This is a genomic window from Gilliamella sp. LMG 34359, assembly GCF_984569085.1.
Window position 1 is genome coordinate 1,820,166 of the sequence record NZ_OZ474906.1, and the last position, 18,159, is coordinate 1,838,324.

General features: G+C 34.2%; 19 protein-coding genes and 3 pseudogenes. 12 read left to right on the forward strand and 10 right to left on the reverse strand.

Annotated elements, in window-relative coordinates:
* Positions 1-15 precede the first annotated feature (15 nt).
* The 12 genes and pseudogenes from AC5LXV_RS08475 to AC5LXV_RS08530 all read left to right on the forward strand — a co-directional run bounded on the left by AC5LXV_RS08475 (position 16) and on the right by AC5LXV_RS08530 (position 9,912).
* Positions 16-738 (forward strand): C40 family peptidase, encoded by a 723-nt coding sequence (locus AC5LXV_RS08475; protein WP_493467978.1) that lies wholly within the window; start codon positions 16-18, stop codon positions 736-738.
* The gene (locus AC5LXV_RS08480) at positions 681-1,304 is read left to right on the forward strand and encodes a tail assembly protein (protein WP_493466133.1); all 624 of its coding nucleotides are present in this window, start codon (positions 681-683) and stop codon (positions 1,302-1,304) included. Before AC5LXV_RS08475 ends, AC5LXV_RS08480 begins: the two co-directional genes overlap by 58 nt.
* Positions 1,297-4,584: a TipJ family phage tail tip protein gene (locus AC5LXV_RS08485; protein WP_493466134.1), complete on the forward strand. Its 3,288-nt coding sequence runs from the start codon at positions 1,297-1,299 to the stop codon at positions 4,582-4,584. The genes AC5LXV_RS08480 and AC5LXV_RS08485 overlap by 8 nt, the downstream gene beginning before the upstream one ends.
* A gap of 61 nt (positions 4,585-4,645) precedes the next feature.
* Positions 4,646-6,229: a M14 carboxypeptidase N/E family protein gene (locus AC5LXV_RS08490; RefSeq protein ID WP_493466135.1), complete on the forward strand. Its 1,584-nt coding sequence runs from the start codon at positions 4,646-4,648 to the stop codon at positions 6,227-6,229.
* A 9-nt stretch (positions 6,230-6,238) separates the two neighbouring features.
* Positions 6,239-6,670 carry a hypothetical protein gene (locus AC5LXV_RS08495; protein ID WP_493466136.1) on the forward strand — a complete coding sequence of 144 codons (432 nt, stop codon included), beginning with the start codon at positions 6,239-6,241 and terminating at the stop codon, positions 6,668-6,670.
* A gap of 1,539 nt (positions 6,671-8,209) precedes the next feature.
* Complete coding sequence (locus AC5LXV_RS08500) at positions 8,210-8,533, forward strand: hypothetical protein (protein ID WP_493466137.1); 324 nt, start codon at positions 8,210-8,212, stop codon at positions 8,531-8,533.
* A gap of 122 nt (positions 8,534-8,655) precedes the next feature.
* The gene (locus tag AC5LXV_RS08505) at positions 8,656-8,811 is read left to right on the forward strand and encodes a hypothetical protein (protein ID WP_493466138.1); all 156 of its coding nucleotides are present in this window, start codon (positions 8,656-8,658) and stop codon (positions 8,809-8,811) included.
* Between the two features lie 155 nt (positions 8,812-8,966).
* Positions 8,967-9,104: pseudogene (locus AC5LXV_RS08510) on the forward strand (RHS repeat-associated core domain-containing protein); the annotation flags it as partial.
* Between the two features lie 13 nt (positions 9,105-9,117).
* Positions 9,118-9,261: a hypothetical protein gene (locus tag AC5LXV_RS08515; protein WP_493466139.1), complete on the forward strand. Its 144-nt coding sequence runs from the start codon at positions 9,118-9,120 to the stop codon at positions 9,259-9,261.
* A gap of 17 nt (positions 9,262-9,278) precedes the next feature.
* A complete protein-coding gene (locus AC5LXV_RS08520) occupies positions 9,279-9,467 on the forward strand; it encodes a hypothetical protein (protein ID WP_493466140.1) in 189 nt (62 codons plus the stop codon).
* A gap of 2 nt (positions 9,468-9,469) precedes the next feature.
* Positions 9,470-9,745, forward strand: coding sequence for a hypothetical protein (locus AC5LXV_RS08525; RefSeq protein WP_493466141.1), 276 nt, complete (start codon positions 9,470-9,472; stop codon positions 9,743-9,745).
* Between the two features lie 65 nt (positions 9,746-9,810).
* Positions 9,811-9,912, forward strand: a complete 102-nt coding sequence (locus AC5LXV_RS08530; protein ID WP_493467979.1) for a DUF2158 domain-containing protein — start codon at positions 9,811-9,813, stop codon at positions 9,910-9,912.
* Positions 9,913-10,260: 348 nt separating this feature from the next.
* Here AC5LXV_RS08530 and AC5LXV_RS08535 read toward each other — a convergent pair.
* The 10 genes and pseudogenes from AC5LXV_RS08535 to AC5LXV_RS08580 form a co-directional block, all read right to left on the reverse strand.
* Positions 10,261-11,411 (reverse strand): annotated as a pseudogene (locus AC5LXV_RS08535) (IS3 family transposase).
* Between the two features lie 1,128 nt (positions 11,412-12,539).
* A complete protein-coding gene (locus AC5LXV_RS08540; protein WP_493466142.1) occupies positions 12,540-12,869 on the reverse strand; it encodes a hypothetical protein in 330 nt (109 codons plus the stop codon).
* A gap of 24 nt (positions 12,870-12,893) precedes the next feature.
* Entirely contained in the window at positions 12,894-13,256 is a 363-nt protein-coding gene (locus tag AC5LXV_RS08545; protein ID WP_493466143.1) for a hypothetical protein, read from the reverse strand.
* Positions 13,257-13,926: 670 nt separating this feature from the next.
* A complete protein-coding gene (locus AC5LXV_RS08550; RefSeq protein ID WP_493444531.1) occupies positions 13,927-14,388 on the reverse strand; it encodes a hypothetical protein in 462 nt (153 codons plus the stop codon).
* A gap of 22 nt (positions 14,389-14,410) precedes the next feature.
* Positions 14,411-14,614 (reverse strand): hypothetical protein, encoded by a 204-nt coding sequence (locus tag AC5LXV_RS08555; protein WP_493466144.1) that lies wholly within the window; start codon positions 14,612-14,614, stop codon positions 14,411-14,413.
* 11 nt (positions 14,615-14,625) lie between these two features.
* A complete protein-coding gene (locus AC5LXV_RS08560) occupies positions 14,626-15,042 on the reverse strand; it encodes an RHS repeat domain-containing protein (RefSeq protein WP_493466145.1) in 417 nt (138 codons plus the stop codon).
* A gap of 87 nt (positions 15,043-15,129) precedes the next feature.
* A pseudogene (locus tag AC5LXV_RS08565) lies at positions 15,130-16,280 on the reverse strand (IS3 family transposase).
* 505 nt (positions 16,281-16,785) lie between these two features.
* Positions 16,786-17,154: a hypothetical protein gene (locus AC5LXV_RS08570; RefSeq protein WP_493466146.1), complete on the reverse strand. Its 369-nt coding sequence runs from the start codon at positions 17,152-17,154 to the stop codon at positions 16,786-16,788.
* A gap of 87 nt (positions 17,155-17,241) precedes the next feature.
* Positions 17,242-17,577, reverse strand: a complete 336-nt coding sequence (locus AC5LXV_RS08575) for a hypothetical protein (protein WP_493466147.1) — start codon at positions 17,575-17,577, stop codon at positions 17,242-17,244.
* A 190-nt stretch (positions 17,578-17,767) separates the two neighbouring features.
* Positions 17,768-18,031 (reverse strand): RHS repeat-associated core domain-containing protein, encoded by a 264-nt coding sequence (locus AC5LXV_RS08580; protein WP_493467980.1) that lies wholly within the window; start codon positions 18,029-18,031, stop codon positions 17,768-17,770.
* Positions 18,032-18,159 lie beyond the last annotated feature (128 nt).

Consider the following 18,159-nt stretch of genomic DNA (forward strand, 5'->3'; position numbering starts at 1 on the left):
TAAAAATCAGGTTAAATAATGAAAAAAGAGATACTCAATCACGCTAAACAATGCGGTGAGGCTGAATGCTGCGGTTTGGTTATTGACAATAAAACGTACATGCCATGCAACAACATATCAACAACACCGACAAAAACATTTGAAATATCCCCCGATGATTGGATAAAAGCTGAAGAAAAGGGTGTGATTACAGCAGTTGTACATTCTCATCCTGACGGTGAGCCAATTCTTAGTGAGGCTGATCAAATTTATCAACAGAATACAGGTTTAGATTGGTGGCTGTTATGTGATAACCAAATTCATAAGTTTAGATATATAAAACCATTATTAGGTCGAGAGTTTGAACACGGAAAAATCGATTGCTTAACAATAGTACGTGACGCCTATATGCTCGCAGGTATTGAACTACCAGACTATGAGCGTCAAGACGATTGGTGGCACAACGGTCAAAACCTCTATCTAGATTTACTGCCCCAAAATGGGTTTGAGCAAGTTGATGCGCAAGAACTGCAAGAAGGCGATATCATCATCATTTGTCTCGGCTCATCAACACCTAACCATGCAGCCATCTACATAGGCAACCAACAAATCTTACATCACTGTCCAAATCGTCTATCTAAACGAGATATGTACGGCGGTTTTTGGATGGATTATACGCATTCAATATGGAGACATAAAAAATGGCAAAAATTCGGCTTTATGGCGATCTTAAACAATATGGCGATAAGTTCGATATGAATATCGAAACAGCCGCCGAAGGATTGAGGGGGCTGTGTTGCCAAATTAAAGGGCTACAACAGCGAATTATAGACGGTTGGTTCCGAGTTCGTATAAATCGGGTCGATATGACGACAGATAATTTACAATTCGGATTGCATAGTCGATTACCTGAAAACGCAGTGATTCATATCGTACCAAAAGTCGCTGGCGCTAAAAATGGCGGCATATTTCAGTTTATTGCTGGTGCAATCATGGTTGTTGTAGGCGCGCTGACTTCGTGGAGTGGTGGTGGTGCACTTATGGCAGCAGGTATTGGGATGATGATTGGTGGTGTTGCACAGATGTTAACAAAAATGCCAAAAACAGAAATAAAATCGAGTGAAAGCAATAGAAACACTTATTTCTCCAATTTGGATAATACTATAGCGCAAGGTGCACCCGTTCCTCTCATTTATGGGCGAATGAAAATTGGTTCAAAAGTTTTATCACAAGGCTTAGAACTTCTTGAAGACAATGTCTCTGCAACTTCTGACCGTATATCAATCGGCAGACCATCAATAGGAAAAGGCAAAAAAAATGGGTAAGGGCTCAAAAAAAGCAAAAACACCGTATGAAGCGCCTGACAATCTTAAATCCCACCAGTGTTTACGAATCATTGACATGTGGGGCGAGGGGCAAATCAAAGGGTTAGTCGGCGATCTTCAAGGTATATTTCTAAATGATACCCCGGTTCAAGCTCCCGACGGTTCATATAATTTTAAGGGTTTCGAGGCGGAGTGGGTAGCAGGTACGCAAACTCAAGAGCCATTATTGGGTTTTTCTTACACAGAAAACGAAATTCCCATTAATTTACAGGTAAAAAAAAGCACACCAATTACTAGAACCATCACCGATCCAAATATCGATAGGGTTAGAGTTACTGTGGGTGTGTCGGCACTTAAATCTGTTGATAAAAACGGCAATACAAATCGTACAAATGTTTCTTTGTCTGTGCAAGTTGGTAAAGGTAGTGCCTGGAAAACAGTTAAAAATGTTGACTTAAATAATAAAAAAACCAATTCGCAATATTTAACATCCGTTATTTTAGATGAATTGCCTGAAAGGCCATTTAATATACGAGTTGTTAGAAATACACCAGATAGTACCACTCAAACGTTATCAAATGACACTCTTTGGAGTTCGTACACTGAAATTTATGATACAAAATTCTCATATCCAAATACCGCATTAATTGGTTTGAAATTTGATTCCCAACAATTTAGTGGCGTACCTCGTCGTAACTATTTAATTGATGGTTTTATTGTTAATGTTCCTGATAATTACGATCCAGAAACGCGAGAATATAAAGGATTCTGGTCAGGTAACTTCAAAAAAGCATGGACAGATAACCCAGCATGGGTATTGTACGATTTACTAATAAAAACCCGATACGGCATGGGTGAACGATTGGGCTCATTCGGTGTTGATAAATTCACGATGTATACTGTTGCACAATATTGTGACCAACTAGTCGATGATGGTTTTGGTGGTAAAGAGCCACGATTTACCTGTAATTGTTATTTAACTGAACAAAGACAAGCGTATGAAGTAATCAATGACCTTTGCTCAGTATTTCGAGCGATGCCAGTATGGAACGGTACGCAATATACTGTTTCGATGGATAGACCAACTGATGCGGTTGCAATTTATTCAAATGCAAATGTCGTAAATGGTCAATTTAACTATATGTCTGCTGCATTAAAAGAACGTCACACTGCGGTGCATGTTCGATACATAGATCCGCATAACAATTGGGAGACAATGACCGAGTACGTTGCAGATGATGAACTTATTAAACGTTTTGGTTTAAATGTCGCTCAAATTGATGCATTCGGTTGTACCTCTAGAGGTCAGGCTCATCGAGTTGGAAAATGGCTAATTAAGACTGAGAAACTCGAAAATCAAACTGTTACATTTTCTGTTGGTAGAGAAGGTATTCGCCATTTACCTGGTGATATTATTGGCATTGCTGATAATGATTATGCGGGTACAACAATAGGTGGACGAATTAAATCGGTTGATGGTGCCTCCATTACCTTAGATAGAGATATTGAGATAAAAAATATCAAAGATGCGTTTTTAAGTGTTACTGATACCCAAATGCAGCTTCAGAAAATTAAAATACAGGCACAGATTGCTAAAAATAAGGTTGTTTTAACTAAAGAAGTTGAAGTTGATCAGTATTCAGTATGGAGTTTATACGATAACAAAATAAAACCGCGTCTGTTTAAAGCACTCTCTATAGCTGAAAATGACGACGGCACATATTCAATTACAGCGCTAGAACATAATCCAAATAAAGAGGCAATAGTTGACAATGGCGCAGTATTTGAAAAAGAAAGTAACACTATATTTAACTGGGCTATTCCGCCCGTTGAACAATTGCAAGTTGAAGTCACGCCAGAATCTGATTTATACCAAGCAAGGTTATATTGGTCTACGCCACGCACGATTCAAAATCTCAAATTTGAGGTTAAGATTTATCGTGATGATAAATTAGTTAGTCGTGAAGTCGTAGCCGATACTGAGTATTACATATCAGACCTACAACAGGGCAAATTTAGCGCCACAGTTAGGGGTGTTGGAGGAGAAGACGGGCGATTAGGTGATGAACGGACTATCGCATTTTCAATATTACCACCAGCAAAACCTTCGGGATTAGTATTAACGCCAAGTGCATTTAATATTGCAGTTCGCCCCGTTATGACAGCAACATCTAGCTTAGGTACTCAGTTTGAATTTTATAAAGGCACAACCAAAGCAGAGGTCGAGGCACAGACCAACTACTTGGGTCGAGCCATGTCATTAACTGATGTTGACTGCACCCCAGATACCGAATATTGGTACGGTGTGAATGCTATTAATGTTGTTGGGCGTTCAGAGATGTATATCGCTAACACTCGAACATTAGTTGCAGAAAACGGCGCAGGTGGTCTATTTAGAATTCAAACAGGTGATGGTAAATTTCCTGATAATGATACTGCAACACAAATGTTTTATCGTGAATTCGGCTTTTATCCCGCTCGTGATACAACATTAATCATTTACTCATTAGCTGCTGACGGGAAGGTCTCGCACTCAGAAGCTAGGCTATATAACGGTGCACAGTGGATAGAGCCGAAAATGTTCATTGACGGTGATTTAATTGCAACAGGAACCATGCGTGGTGATAGGTTAATTGCTGGTACTGAAATCAAAGCACCGTTAATAACCGGCGGTAAAATGGTTGCCGGTAGTGTAATAAGCGCAGGGACACCTCCAGTATTTGAGTTACTGCCTGATGGCACCGTCAATGCTCGCAAAGCTAATATCTCAGGAAATATTTATGCTAATTCTGGAGAACTAAATAATGTAATCATCAACAAGAATTGTCAAATAAGAGGTACTTTGGATGTTAATCAAATAAGGGGTAACGTTCTTTCAGCAAAACTTTTCAAGAAAGTGATTACTATTATAGAGGCAAACCCAAACCAAAACGTTCATGTAATGAACATAGAAGCATCTGGAGAGTGGCAAAAATTATGTTTTATTGAAGAAATTAAAGTTGTCGGAGGGATAATGGGATTGGGATCTGACTCTGAAAATATTCGTGGGAGTATGCGTTTTTTATTTAATGATCAATACCCCTATGAAGTTAATAAATTTTACATAAAAGGGGTGGGATTTCGTAATTTAATTTTACCTATTCCTCCATTTTCCAATGGTGAACGAGTTAAAATATCATTAACTATTAATAAACCTGCTTCGGTTTCAATTAAATATACATTATCTTTTAACTCCCTAGTTTTTCTAATGAAAAACTCAAACGGTTTTCTACCTGACTAAACGATTAATATCTATTATGACATTAAACACCTAAATGTCATTAAACAAATGAGAAGAAAATATGGCAAAAATATCAGGAATCTTAACCGATGGTGCAGGTCAAATTATCAATGACTGCACTATCGAACTATATGCAAAAAAAACGACTAACAAAGTATTAACTCAAACGCAAACATTTCAAGTGTCTGAGAACGGCAAATATTCAATGAATGTATTGCCATGTGAATATGAAGTTAGCTTAATCATTAACGGTTTCCCCAAAAAGCGACTTGGAAAAATCAATGTTTATTCTGATTCAGTAGATGGTACATTAAACGATTATTTAATTAATCCCGAAGAAAGTGACTTAACTCCTGAATTTTTAAAGCAGATTTTTGATGCTCGAAATGAAGCAATAAAATCAGCAATAGATTCATATACATCAGCGAAAAAATCAACAGATAGTGCTAACCATGCTAATACATCAGAAACCAATGCGAAATCATCTGCCGATGCGGCGAAAGCAAGTGCTGATGAGGCAGCAACAAGTTCACAATTAGCGTCAAAATCGGCAATAACAGCAACAGATGCAGCAAGTGCTGCAACTACAAGTTCGGATACTGCGAAAATTTATGCAGATAATGCAAATAATGCAGCAAAAGAGGCTAACCGGTCGGCTATAAACTCGGCAAATAGTGCTAAATCCGCAAATACATCTGAAGTTAATGCAAAATCATCAGCGGTAGCCGCAAAAGAGAGTGCTGACAAAGCAAAAGAATTGGTATCAACAGTTAATAGTAATAACGCATTAAAGTACCCTTTAAATGGGATGCATTATGATGCTGAGCATCGAAAAATTGAAAATCTCGCAAACCCTGAGTTACCGCAGGATGCAGTAAATAAAAAAACGTTAGATGACTCATGCAGTTCGTTATATAAGATGATTACTCAGCTTGATTTAAAGGGACCACAGGGTGACCGAGGGCCACAAGGAGAACGTGGACCTCAAGGTGAAAAAGGACCACAAGGTCCGCAAGGCCCGGCAGTGCATTTAAGCGATTCTTTAACAAGTGATTCAGGTGATACGGCCGCAACTTCACGAGCTATAAAACGGTTGAATGATCGAACGTCCCCTGTTCTAGATCATGTATTCGTTGTGGCCGATCAAAACGGTGATGGTCGAATTGACTTAGATTCGCACTTGCATCAATCAACGGTAACGGTTCATGATAACGGTCTTTTCGGTTTATGGTCTCACACTGAAAATAGATGGAAATTTCTTTTTGATGCTTCCGGTAATTTAATTGTTGGAGGCATAGCTAGCGCGTTAGGCTTTTATCAAAATTGGTATAATGTTATGAGGGAAAGGGGAAGCGGTGTTATTTATACTAACACTACTGGCCGACCGATTGTAGTTGCTGTTACGTGCTCGATTTCAACATCAGGGAACAATAATGCTAGAGGCGGTGGGGCTATATCAGGCGGCTTAATCAGCGTTGCATACCCTAGCAAAGGTAGGAAGACCGCCCGGATTTGGGTCGGCGACAATGTGGAAGTAGCCAGACTTGATGGCGCTACGGGTACGTTTGCGATGTCTGTAGTGGTTCCTAACGGGATGGCTTATAAAGTTGAAGGTGATATTGTTACGTGGGCTGAGTTAAGATAGGTATAAAATATGAAATATTACAAAGATAAAGATGATAACGTGTATGCATTTGAAGAAGACGGATCGCAAAATGAATATATATCATCTGAATTAATTGCGATCAGTAAAGAGGAAGCTGACAAGCTTATCGAAAAAGCGCAAGAAATGAGCCGAGCAGAGACCGAAGATTATATTCCTGATACTCTATCTCGATTCCAAATGCTGTCAATTTTAAAAATATCAAAACTTGATAGCGGGAAATCTATGTATCAAGTGGTAGATAATTTTATTAATAAGCTATCAGATGATTCCCCTGATAATATAATTATCAAAACGGCATGGGATTCGGCATCCGAATTTAGACGAGAATCTTTGCTTGTTTCGGAGATACGAAAGCACTTGAATCTCTCTGCTGCCGAAATTGATGACTTATTTAAAAATGGAGCTCAATTATCAACATAAATGTTAGATTATTTTTTCGAAAAGCCGCTATCGAGTAATCTACCATCTTATCATTCTTCAACTTATAATCACTAAATAGCATCAGACAAAATCACAAAACCTACTATTTCCTACCAAGCGTAATTAGTTTAATAAAAAACGCAGTGGTGATTGTCGTGCTTTTTGATTATACAGCATTTGCCCGACAGTACTGTTTCGTAATTGTCGGGTGTCATCTATTCTAATATAAATCGATTAAGTTTGTTTTAATGTATTTATAAGATTAAAAATAGTCAGTTTTCTTTATTATAAGCGCAACTATTTTTATATTAATTTGTAATCTAGAATTTTGAGAAGATTCGAATAAATTCAAACACACTAAACGGTATTTTTAATGGCACTTTCTTGAACATTCGAAAATTTAATAGCTAATCAAAAATATACAATCCAGTTGTTACTCCGTTAGAAAGGTTATTAATAAAGCTATCAATTCATTCTTTCCCTTAAACATTTACAATATTTAATAATAGTATAGGTAAATTGAGTGATTCTAAAACATTATTCAATTTTACTAACTAATTGTTGATAGCTATTTTATGGCTATATTTTTAACAATATTTAGCACAAAAGAAAATTGTATGGCTAATCCGAACTCTATTTAATTAAAACCTAAGTTCATTTGTTGGATAACTTAAAGAATTATTATTCACGCAGGTAATGAGCATTTTTTATTTATGTTTTCCTGTTCATTGAATTTAATTTTATCCATTACATCGTCCATTTAAATAAGTTTTTCTTGAAACAATATACATTCTCCAATAATGTTTGGACCATCCATAAAGTTAAATTCGAACCCTTTTTTAATATTTTTTTTCAGCGCTTTTTCTGACAAAAAAATACTTCCTCGGCTATTGTCCTATATCCCTGCTCTCTCGGCGAAATATTAAATTTAAAAACGATAATCCAACTTTCTTTTAACTCTGGTAAATGAATTTGAGTATGTAAAACCTTCGTTGAGGGTAAAAGTCGTTTTCTCCGTCAAATATAGTCTTATCTCAATTAATTAGTTATTTCATTATTCATATCTACTTTAATTGAATTAACTTTTTAACTTCAATCTTTCCATTTATATCTGCAACCTCAATAGCTCTCACGGCACCTATTCCATCTAAGTGATCTGCTTTATAAGCAACTTTTGCTACTGCATCATCTACATCAAAAGATACTACATTTTTTCTTATAAAAAATCATTATGTTAATTGTACAGAACCATGTATAGTCTATTTAAAAACTCGTTTTTTAAAGATCAAGCAATTGCTTCTTAAATTGTAGAAACAAAAGAGCCTAGAACTCAAAAAGAATAAGTTTGTCAGGTTTAAAATTTCGATTTAGCTATATGGAATGATTAGCGATAGCCCAGATATCTATTCCCCCTAAAAAATGGAAAGCAATTAATTGGTTAGCGAAAGTTTTAATTTAGGCTAGCGAAGATTTTTGCAAAGTATAAAGAAAAAAGCTATTGTTCTAAATAGTCTTAAAAGATTAAATAAAATTATTTAAATGAAAAGTTATATTTTAATTCATGAGTTAGCTGGTTCACGTATTGTTGTACAATGTGATGATGTAAAATTACAGCAAGTATTAATAGCTTTAGGTTTTATAAAAGAACAGAATGATTTTTTTATTAAAAAAGTTGATACTGAGCAACAAAGAATCCACATTATTAAAAATTTAATGCAAAATTATCAAGTATTATTTGCAGATGGGCAAGATTGGAGTCCCGCTCAATTAATCTTATATTATAGAGATCAAGGAATTATTAACGGTAAAATTAAAATTATTTCTTGGCAAAACCAGCATAAATATAAAATTATAGAAGAATAAAAGCAGGTTGGCTTTACAGGAAACAACCGTAATTTAAACACCTATCTGTTTAGCAAAATTCAAAAAATATCTAGTAGATTCAGCAGATAATGCATGGTTAGATCTTTTTTAGAGCGAAAAGTATGAATAATTTATTATTAAAAGTGGATAAAGCAATTGAAAAAATTTCAAATTCTTCAATTCATGATATTAAAGTAAGTGAAAATCAAAGGGATATTATTTTGAATTATTTAGATAATGTAAAAAAAATATGTTATCGAATAATTATTTTGAGCTAATCGATGGCGCTCAAATATCATATTTTATAATTGATTCATGGAATTATAAAGAAAGTCTCACAACTGAATTATTATCCATTATTCAAAATTATGAAAAATGGGTAAAAAAAATTAATAACTAAACAATAATAACCAATTAAAATGAGTATGAGGAACTTGGAGGACTCTATTATAATCGTTTCCGATATTACAATAGTAATTCAGTAACTTATATAAGCAAAGACCCTATCGGACTCGCAGGGAATAACCCAAATTTGTATGCGTATACGCATGATAGTAATTCATGGGTTGACCCGTTTGGGTTGGATGAAAAAAATGAAAGTTTTTTGGTCTGGAGGCAGACTAGCTCAACAAGCTGCTCAAGAATATGCAGAAAGTATTGGAGGAACTATTCTTGAAATGACACCACAAGGGAAAGCTTTGGAAGCTTGGACTAAAGATATGGACTAGGTTATTCCTGAACCATTATGGAAAAAAACTCAGCTGATTTTGCTGCTTCTACTCCAAAATCTCAAACACATGCAATTGCTTTTATTGATTCTTCTCGATATAGAGGGGCTGATAGTGTATGGGAGAAAATAGAAAAAACAATTCTTGACAAAAAAGGATTAACAACAGAAATTAGAGATATAAATTCTAACAAATTAAAGACATGAACATGCCCATAATTAAAGATGAAATAGCAGAAGACTATATTGTAATTAAAGGAAGATCTGGAATAGAATATTTTGATACAAATAATAATGAATACTTTATAGATAGTGAGATGGTAGTAACTGAAGATTATGATATTGCAATTTATCCAGAAAGTTTAATTCAAATAAATAAAAATAATACTACCTCAGTAGTAAAGAACAAAAAACTAATACTTGAACGTATATGTAACCTATGTAGACAAGGAAATATTAAAAGTCGTTTTTTTCTTGATCAATAAAGTTTCATTAAAATAATGAATTAGTTAATGAATATATAATATTATAATCAAAAAATTATGAAGAAATAAAAAAAGGTGATGTAGTGTGCCTAAAAAGTGGTAGTCCGACTATGACGTTAGTTAGTATATTTTCTAATAGTGTGATTATGAGTGTAATTACTTTTTAGATGAAAAACTTATTGGAGTTACTTTATATAAAGAATCCATCACTAAAAAACAACCCGATTTCAAAACATCAATTATGTTTAGTTCACCAAAGGTACATTAATAAGGTACTACCTTATTACTTTTTTGAAGTTTACAAAAAAACAAAAACCAACTTATAAAAGTTGGCTTTTATCATTTTAAGAGTTTAGCTTATCCAAAAGTTCCCATTCCTCTTCTAAAGTGGTAGTGACTACATATTGATATGATATGCCGGATAAAGTTTCTTCAACTTGGGCTTTCCATCAATGAAATGTTGCGACTAATCATAGATATACTAAACCTAGAGTAGGTTGATCCTCGCCAAAATATTAGACAGAGCCTACCTCTATCATTTTTTCGTTTTGGTAATATTGTTGTTGATATTGCTGCGGTGATACCCAGCCATTGGCTGAATGACGGCGTATCCGATTATAATAGATTTCAATATATTCAAATAGTGCTTAATTAGCCTGCTTCCTCGTTTTGTAGTAACAGTCATGAATAATATGTGTTTTGAGTGTATGAAAAAAACTCTCAACAACCGCATTATCAAAGCAGTTGCCTCTTCGACTCATGCTTTGCCTTAGCCCATATTGTAACAATAATTGCTTGAAATCAGCACTGCAATATTGGCTTCCTTGGTCACTATGAATGAGTACATTTTTAGGAAAGTGACACCGAAATAAAGCTTGTTTTAATGTATTACACACTAAATGGCGGTCTATGTAGCGACTGGTTTGCCTAGCAATCACTTTTCGTCCATATAAATCGATAATCACCGACAAATATAACCAACCTTCACCCGTTTTAATATAAGTAATATCGGTTACCCATGTTTTATTAGGCTTATCAGGATTAAATTGCCTATCTAACGTGTTGGGCGCAATATTGTGATGAGTCTTGTCTGTTTTATGCTTGAATTTACGTGCTGCTTTACTCCGTAATCCCAATTGTTGCAAAACACGGCTAATTGTCCTTTCTGAAACTTGATAGCCTGCTTCTCTTGCATCATGAAGCAGGCTTGGCGCACCCAAACGGGCTTTATGTTGCCAATACTGCTTTTGGATATACTCGCTGAGTTTAGCTGATTTGTTTGCTCTTTTTAACCAAGCATAATAACCCGATGAACTGACACCAAGTAATGAGCATATCCTAGTAACGGGATAGCAGGTTAAATGATTTTTCATATAAGTGTACTTCATCGACTTGGATTGTTGATGAAGTACACATGCGCCTTTTTTAGTATATCATTAGCCATTTTCAGTTCTTTAATCTCTTTTTCTAACGCCATAATCCGCTGTTGCTCAGCGGTTAACTCTCGACGGCTGGTTTTATTCGGGGAAAGTTGCCTAATCCATTTATCTAGGGTTGATTTACCCACACCTAGATGATTGGCAAGTTCGCTGATAGAAAGGTCTGCATTAGATAACGCATAATCCACTGATTGTTGTTTGAATTCGATATTAAATTTTTTGACCATGATATTTGTCTCCTATGATTTTTGTTTATATCATAGAGGCGACTTTTGTCCACTTTTTTGGCGAGGATCACTCCTTTTTCTTAAACATCAGTAATATGAGATAGGCAACTATTTTCTAAAACATCATATTTCCTTAAATCAGAAATCTTCATTAATTCTTTTTGATGTTTTAGAGCTGCATCAGCATCAGATAAATCAATTTCAATAGAATGAACAAGTTCGTAAGGTGCCTCTCCTAATCCAGTTATATTGTTTATAATTTTAGTACTACTATGATCCGATGAAGTAATTACTTGATGAGTGTTTAGATCTCACCCTTCTTGAGTCTGTATTTGAATCGTAAAATGTTCTTCAGGCAGTCCATTTTTATACTGGCTTATTATGGCTTTACCTTGACTAAGCCCCCTGGGAGCAACTTCGGTATTGGAGTCGTCGGTATACGTATACAAATTTGGAGTATTCCCACAAGTCTGATAAGGTCTTTGCTTATATAAGCTCCTGAATTACTATCGTAATACCGGAAACGGTTGTGATCTAACATGGTGCATCCTTTTTCTTTGCGCGAGGTTTTACTTTTAGCTTCAATTCTGTTTCAGTTGAAACAAAAAAATAAAAATACAATCAAAAAAAACAGATACCTTTTTATAGAATCAAAGATAAATTTTTTCTTACAAATAAAATAAAAAGATTAGTCGTATTTTTAATAGTTTATAGAGGATGCTTTCGGGAGTTGGCGGATAAACCGCCCGTGAACGGCGTCACAGGTGGTTTATTTATTTTCAAATGAACTTTGTCGCCGTGACACGATGCACCAGTCTACAAGCAAAAAACAGAAGCTATAGCAGATGCGTCAGCAGATGAAGAAACTGTGGATGAGGAGAAGCAAAACACGTGAAGAGCGCGAGATTAACCAAGCGTTAGCCAAGCTGGAGCGCAAGCATCGAAACCGAGTTTGAGCGTTGACAAATGCCTTCTACAACTCATGCGTTCTCTTATTCCCGAGGACGAACTCGAACTCTTAGATAAGCTCAATGCTTAAAAAACAACAAGCCAACTTATAAAAGTTGGCTTGTTATTTTAAATTGAAAATTTATTATCACATTGGTTTTACCAACAAATAATAAATAACTACATCCACCTATTAGTCGAAGTATTAGCATAAAATAAATCAAAATATTTCTGATCGATTATTTTCATACTTTCTAAAGAACCAAGTAGATTTTCAGATATTTCTAAATCTTCAGCACAACCTGAGTGTTTTGTTAAAAAATTTATAAATTTAACTAATAACTCATTTTTATCTTCTTGTGTTAAAGAATTATCATTATAAAATTGCTCAATTATAATTTTTATTTTTTGTTTTTCTTTGACATTATCTTCATAAGTTGCATCAAGATTTTGATAGAATATATCCCATTCATTTGCTATTTCTTCTAATAATCTTAAATATTTTTGCATAGTCTAATATTTTTAGTGTGTTTTTTAGTTTTCCAAAAATAAATCTCGTTTAGATTTATTTTTGGCATCATTTACTCTCTCTTTTTTTATATTAAAATAGTTTACAGCTTTATTATATATTTCTTCATTGCATTGAAGAGAAAAAATAATCTTATCTTTTTGATTCTTAATCATAAACGCATCTTTATTAAAATATAGTTTAGCATCTCTTATATTAATTAAACCTTTTTTTCCAACTAATCTTGATGAATATTGAAATATAATATTTTCATCATTTATATTAATAAAACCACATGCTTCAGATTGAGAATAGATAGTTAGGTTTAAGGAGTGATAATCTTCCTCATAAGATTTGATATAAAATTTAAGTTTTAAAAATGAAAACATAATTAATAAAGATATTATTAAAAAATTATTAGTGAAATTAACTTAAACATTTAATTTTAGATGTTAAAGAATCTATTTTTTAGCTAATGTAGCAGGCGTAACCCATTTATACCAAGGCATTTTTATTTCTTTTATATCTGCTACTGGAGTGGCACCCTAGGCAAAACTTGCACATTGCTTATCTCGTAAATTATATCCTTTAGTTGATGCGTTACTAGCTTTAAACTCTTTAATATATTGTTTCAAATTAAACAGTTGTATTCCATCTATTTCATAAGATACTGAATGCAAATCAGGACTATTTAAATACTGTATATGATTATAACTTAGTTCTCCAGGAATATCTGCAATCCTAATTTTAGGTATTTTATTATAATTAAAACCATCTCTAGGCACTGTCCAATATAAGTAGTAGTTCCATTCTCTGTTAATCCTATTAGGGTATGGCCACAAAGTCGTGAGTATTAGAATATATAATTAATTTCTAACATAACCTAAATGGAGCGACCCACGTATTGCTATCAAACTGCTGCACTAAAATACTTTGCAATACTAGCCAGTTTTGTAATGAGGTATTGAGTAGTTGGATTTCTATTATTAGGCTTTCTACTTGCATAGAGCAAAAATAAAAGAAAAAAGCCAACTTTTATAAGTTGGCTTGTTCATTTAATTATTCTAATTTTGGTAGCCTATAACCATCATTTATAAATCTATTATTCTCAAAAACTATTACATCCCATAAATTGTTATATCTTGGCGCAAAATTAAAACATATCCAATTATTATTTTTACACAATTGCGCCTTATTACTCCTTACATTTTCATATAATTCATTAAGAGGCAAAAACTGCATATTTCTTCGTTCAAAATATGCTGAATAATAAACTATCAACCAAGACCATTCTGAATCACTACTCATTTTATAAAAAGCATCAATTATCTTTTTTTTATCAAAATTTGGATTATTTTTCAAATATTCATCTATTTTAAATGTTGCAGAAATAATATCTGTGGGCATGTATGCTTCATTCAATCGAATTTCATATCCATTTTGACCTGTCAAATAATCAAATATTTGATCTTTCTGAACTGCTTGAATAAATAATTCATTAATGTCTTTTCTTATAACCATTTTTATAATACTTTTGTAATTATTACTTAATAAACGGTACCTGATCTACCACTACTTCTGCAATACCTCCAGAGGCTGTACCTACCGGTATAAATAACGCATTAGCTCCTGATAAATCAGACGATGGAAGTCTAAAATTATGATCTGTAGGTTTAGGTATAGCTATCTTATATGACTCTCTTTTACCTTGCCAATCTTTTGCAAGTATACCTAATCCTTTTTTCAATCACAGAAATATCACCATTTGCTTTTTTTCAATGAATCATCTAGATGACTTGTTGGAGCGACGAGCTGTCCATCTGGTCTAGCTAAATGGCTTTTTCCTTTATCAAAAAAATCATAAGCATCTCCGGTCATCAAAAAAGAAGCTCCAGAATCAAAATCTGAATGAACTCCACACTCACTCAATCCCATTGGGTCAACCGCTGCATTAGAGTCGTATACATAAGCATACAAATTTGGATTATTCCCAGCAAGTCTTATAGGGTCTTTGCTTATATAATTTCCTGAATGACTATCGTAATATCGGAAACGGTTGTGGTCTAACCCTGTGCATCTTTTTTCTTCGCGCGAGGTTTTACTTTTAGCTTCAACTCTGTTCCAGTTGAAACAAAAAGATAAAAGTACAATGAAAAAAAACAGATACCTTTTCATAGAATCAAAGATAAATTTTTTCTTCCAAATGAAATAAAAAGATTAGACGTATTTTTAGTTGTTTATAGGGTGATCCTCGCCAAAATATTAGACAGAGCCTACCTCTATCATTTTTTCGTTTTGGTAATATTGTTGTTGATATTGCTGCGGTGATACCCAGCCATTGGCTGAATGACGGCGTATCCGATTATAATAGATTTCAATATATTCAAATAGTGCTTAATTAGCCTGCTTCCTCGTTTTGTAGTAACAGTCATGAATAATATGTGTTTTGAGTGTATGAAAAAAACTCTCAACAACCGCATTATCAAAGCAGTTGCCTCTTCGACTCATGCTTTGCCTTAGCCCATATTGTAACAATAATTGCTTGAAATCAGCACTGCAATATTGGCTTCCTTGGTCACTATGAATGAGTACATTTTTAGGAAAGTGACACCGAAATAAAGCTTGTTTTAATGTATTACACACTAAATGGCGGTCTATGTAGCGACTGGTTTGCCTAGCAATCACTTTTCGTCCATATAAATCGATAATCACCGACAAATATAACCAACCTTCACCCGTTTTAATATAAGTAATATCGGTTACCCATGTTTTATTAGGCTTATCAGGATTAAATTGCCTATCTAACGTGTTGGGCGCAATATTGTGATGAGTCTTGTCTGTTTTATGCTTGAATTTACGTGCTGCTTTACTCCGTAATCCCAATTGTTGCAAAACACGGCTAATTGTCCTTTCTGAAACTTGATAGCCTGCTTCTCTTGCATCATGAAGCAGGCTTGGCGCACCCAAACGGGCTTTATGTTGCCAATACTGCTTTTGGATATACTCGCTGAGTTTAGCTGATTTGTTTGCTCTTTTTAACCAAGCATAATAACCCGATGAACTGACACCAAGTAATGAGCATATCCTAGTAACGGGATAGCAGGTTAAATGATTTTTCATATAAGTGTACTTCATCGACTTGGATTGTTGATGAAGTACACATGCGCCTTTTTTAGTATATCATTAGCCATTTTCAGTTCTTTAATCTCTTTTTCTAACGCCATAATCCGCTGTTGCTCAGCGGTTAACTCTCGACGGCTGGTTTTATTCGGGGAAAGTTGCCTAATCCATTTATCTAGGGTTGATTTACCCACACCTAGATGATTGGCAAGTTCGCTGATAGAAAGGTCTGCATTAGATAACGCATAATCCACTGATTGTTGTTTGAATTCGATATTAAATTTTTTGACCATGATATTTGTCTCCTATGATTTTTGTTTATATCATAGAGGCGACTTTTGTCCACTTTTTTGGCGAGGATCAGGGGATGCTTTTAGGAGTTGGCTGATAAACAACTAAAAAACGTACGAGGTCTTTTGTAACTCGTTACAAAAACGAGTTTTAAGCGGTGTTGCGAGCAGTAAAGCGAGAGTGCAAGCGGTGAGATCTTGCCAAAAATAAAATCCATTCCTTAGACTATTTTGGCGAATATACTGCCCGTGAACGGCGTCACAGGTGGTTTACCTATTTTCAAATGAACTTCGTCGCCGTGGCGCGCTGCACCAGCCTACAAGCAAAAAAGATAAGCTGTGGCGGATGCGTCAGCAAACGAAGAAAAAGCGGATGAGGAGAAGCGAAACACGTGAAGAGTGCAAGGGTAAGCAAGCGTTAGTAAAGCTGGAGCGCAACCACCGGAACAGAGTTTAAGCGCCTACGAATGCCTTTTTAAAATAAGTTTTATTCTTCCCCTTTTAATAATCAATTATTATTTTTATAGGTAAATAGTAAAGTTTTACTTTCTGCTTCATAAACCCAAATTTCATTTTTTATTGTACTACCAATATATTCTATAAAATCAAATACAGACTTTAATTCTTCCATTGTTAATGAATAAACAGAATTAGTGAATAGAGAGATAACATTTTTACCTTTGTACTCTGAGGTAAGCTCCAAATTAAGTGAGGTTATTTTTAATTGATTTTCAATATTAGAATGCTCTAAATTTAAATCTCCTTTTTCAAAATATTCAATAGCATACTTCTGTTCTAAAATATTTTTTAAAACTAGCCAGTTTTGTAATGAAGTATTGAGTAGTTGGATTTCTATTATTAGGCTTTCTGATTGCATAGGGCAAAAATAAAAGAAAAAAAGCCAACTTTTGAAGTGACCCCATAAAGTTGGCTTTTTGTTATTTAAATTCTATTCGACTACTAACTACTTGTACTTATTTTCACAAATAATTACACCTGATAATCCTACTGATGAATTTATATAAAAAATTAATAAATCAGTATTTATATAATTTTTTAAAAAAGGATAATCTTCCATTATGGGAACTGGCATTTCATTTGTTTTATAACTATTGATTTCAAATATAACATTTTGATCTGAAAAGAAATTCAATTCAAACTGAAGAATATTTGAAAAAATAATCTCTTGAGAGTTATCACAAAGTAATTTTAAAATATTTTGGCTTTTATCATGATAAATACCATTAATACTTATATCATGATAATCTTTATACACATGTAAATTTTCTATTTTTTGCATCATCTATTAACGATAAATCATCAGAATCAATAACTCTTCCATCACTCCTTACTTTATTAGGGGCTTTATCTGATGGATAATCCCAATCATGAGCATCAGGATCTCCAAAACCATGATCATGTCCAAAATCTATATCTTTTACAGGATTACCATTAGAATCATAAGTCCTTATTTGAATTATATCTCCTGTTTATGGATTTGTTTTAACAAGAGTTCCATTACTAGGACCATAGACACCTGCTCTACTTCCTTCTGGTAATCTACTACTCATTGGTTTTCTCGCCAACCCAAATGGATCAATATAGAAATTACTATCCTTCACATATCCATAAACATTCAGCCCACCATCTATCCCAATCGGGTCTTTACTAATATACGCGCCTGTTTCGGGGGAGTAGTAACGGAAACGATTATAATAGCGTCCTCCAAGTTCCTCATCCTCATACTGACCAATTTGCCTGAAAGGTTAGAAATGCTTATTGTTAAAGCTATCTTCCCAGATTCTACCATAAATATCAAACGCTACCTGCCAAACCAGCTTTCCTTATTAATCGTAAGCCTGAGCGGGGCTTCCAAAATAAT